Annotated in this window: 2 protein-coding genes; both read right to left on the bottom strand. The window is 67.4% G+C overall.

Going from position 1 to position 2,633, the window contains the following annotated elements; translation table 11 throughout:
* Positions 1–147: 147 nt before the first annotated feature.
* Positions 148–1,596, bottom strand: a complete 1,449-nt coding sequence (locus E1261_RS44240) for an MFS transporter (RefSeq protein ID WP_132416287.1) — start codon at positions 1,594–1,596, stop codon at positions 148–150.
* 34 nt (positions 1,597–1,630) lie between these two features.
* A complete protein-coding gene (locus E1261_RS44235; RefSeq protein WP_132416285.1) occupies positions 1,631–2,500 on the bottom strand; it encodes a hypothetical protein in 870 nt (289 codons plus the stop codon).
* Positions 2,501–2,633 lie beyond the last annotated feature (133 nt).

Raw genomic sequence — 2,633 nt, 5'->3', positions numbered from 1 at the left:
GGGCGATCGCGGGGCGGCGGTCACCTTGAGCACCTACCAACCGTCTGACACCCGCCAGAACGGTTGAACGGTGCTCAAGGTCGGGCGGCCGGCGCACCTTGAGCACGCATCGACCACCTGCGGGGCGCGTACGTGGTTGAACCGTGCTCAACGTCGTACCGGCTGGTCGGCGTTGGGGGTGCGTAGGTGGCGGGTGGTCAGGGCTGCGGTGATGAGGAGGAGGGCGGCGCTGACGGTGGCTGAGAGGTGGAAGGCGTTGGTGAAGGCTTCGCGGGCGGGTGCTGCGGAGAGGGCCTCGCGGGTGAGGTCGGCCGCGCCGGTTTGGTGGCGGTAGGTGATGGTGATGAGGCTGCCGAGCAGGGCGATGCCCAGTGCGCCACCTAGTTGGGGTGCGGTGGAGGCGATGGCGGCGGCGGTACCGGCTCGTTCGGTGGGGGCGGCGCCGATGATGAGGTCGGTGGCGAGTGCCATGGTCGGAGCGAGGCCGGCCGAGATGATGATCGAACCGGTCACGAGCAGCGCGAGTGGGCCGGTTGCCACCAGTACGGCGAAGCCTGCCGCGGCGAGTGTGAGTCCGCCGGCGATGACCGTGCCGGGGGAAACTCGGCGGGCGAATCGGGGCGCCAGCAGCGAGCCTGCGATCGTGCCGACTGCGGAGGGAGCCGTCCAGAGCCCGGCCGTCAGGGGATCGAGGCCGTGGACGAGCTGCAGGAACTGGGCGATCCCGTAGTTGACCGCCCAGAGAACGAAGATCGCCAGCGCCAGCGCGATCGACGCCGTACTGAAGACGCGGTTCGTGAACAGGCGCAGGTCGATCATCGGATCGGCCAGTCGGCGCTGCCGGACCACGAACACGACACCGACAATCACTCCACCGGCAACAGCGATCAGCCACGGCCAGGCGAATCCGTCCGCGGCCAACTGCTTGAGGCCGTAGACGATCGGCAGGATCGCGCCCATCGAAAGCGCTGCACTCAGCAGGTCGAGTCGCTTGCGGCCAGGAGCGCGGTACTCCGGCAGCAGACGCGGACCTGCGATGAGCAGCGCGACCATGACCGGCAGCCCGATCAGGAAGACCGCTCCCCAGTGGAAGCTGTCGAGCAGCCAGCCGCCGACGAGGGGCCCGATCGCCGTTCCGCCCGAGACGCTGGCGACGACGATCCCGATCGCGACGCTGCGTTGGCCCGGGTTCTTGAACATGGCCGCGACCAACGCGATGACCGAAGGCATCAGCGTGGAACCGGCGATACCCATCAGAGCTCGGGCGGCGATCAGTACGGCGGGTCCGGTGGCGAATGCGGCCAGCACGGAGGCGACGCCGTACAGGGCAGCGCCGCCGAGCAGCAGGCGGCGGCGCCCGATCCGGTCGCCGAGTGTGCCCATCGTGATCAGCGAGCCCGCGAGCAGGAAGGCGTAGACGTCGACGATCCAGAGCAGCTCGGATCCGCTGGGATGCAGGTCGGCCGCGATCGAGGGCAGGGCGAGATGGGTCACGGTCAGCTCGAGTGACGCGAGCAGGGCCGGCAGCGCCAGCACTCCCAGCCCGACCCATTCCCGCCGCCCGGCGCGAACAACCTCAACGTTGGTTGATGTCATGCCGACGAGCATCAACCTTCAAGTTAAGTTGAGGTCAAGCCAGTGCCGCTCGGAGTTTCGGATAACCAGGTGCGAGCCCGGTCAGAATGTCAGCAGCCCGGGTGAATTGCCGCGACGTGAGTGCGAATTGCAAACTGCCGAGTTCACGCGACAAATTGACAGCGACACTTGCAGCCTCGGCTTGATCGATGGCGTCCAGCCAGATCGCGGCGTCGTTCAGGCGGCGTACGCCGGCAGGTCCCGCGAGACCGGCCAGATGCCCTCGGATTCCGTCGTCCTCGGCGGCGAGCTGAGCGGCCATCTGTTCGACAGCTTGCTGAGAATCGCGCGACAGCCAATCGCGAGCGTAGGGGAGGGACGCGCGGAGGGCGTCCTCGACGGAAACCTGGCGCTGGCGTTCGAAGGAGGTGCGGAGGATGTAGGAGCCCTCCACCGAGGTGATCTCGTCGGCTCGCCAGGCTTCGAGAAACTGCGGAATCGGTAGCGTGGCATAGGGAAACCCGTCGGGATCATGGAAGACGACCGAGTCGTCGGTGACCTCGACGACCACCACCCAATGGTCACCGCCGACGGCTTTGCCCGGCGACCACGGCTGGTGTGTGAGCAGCCCGATGTCGACCGGACCGACGAGCGCCGGGCAGCTCGATCGGAGTCTCGCCAAGGCCTCATCGGCTGACCCGCCGGATGTCCGGTCGCAGGTCCAGCCAAGCAACGAGATGGCTCGGTCGAGGCCCAGGTCGGGCTGCCAGCCGGGCGGGTCGAACCAGGGCAGGCCGGTGTCCTCGATCTGGGCCCCGAACGGCGAGCCGGTCAGCACCTCGATCGCTGTCATCGGTACGTCGCGAATGATCATTGCCAGGGAATTCGCATAACGATAGGCGCCGGAGCCCAGATAATTCGTCATACCGTCATGCTGGCATTTTCGGAATTCGTTGTCACGGGAAGCGGTAGAAGGTCTGCAACGGCTCGCCTGGGTGGTGGACGTGGAGCGCGAGGCCGGGGGCTGCGTCGGGGTCGATGAAGGTGCCGTTGGAGGG

Origin of the sequence: Kribbella albertanoniae, from assembly GCF_004348455.1 — a bacterium.
Taxonomy (GTDB): Bacteria; Actinomycetota; Actinomycetes; order Propionibacteriales; family Kribbellaceae; genus Kribbella; species Kribbella albertanoniae.
Note: the sequence above shows the minus strand (reverse complement) of the source record. Positions and strands in the feature narration are given on the sequence as shown.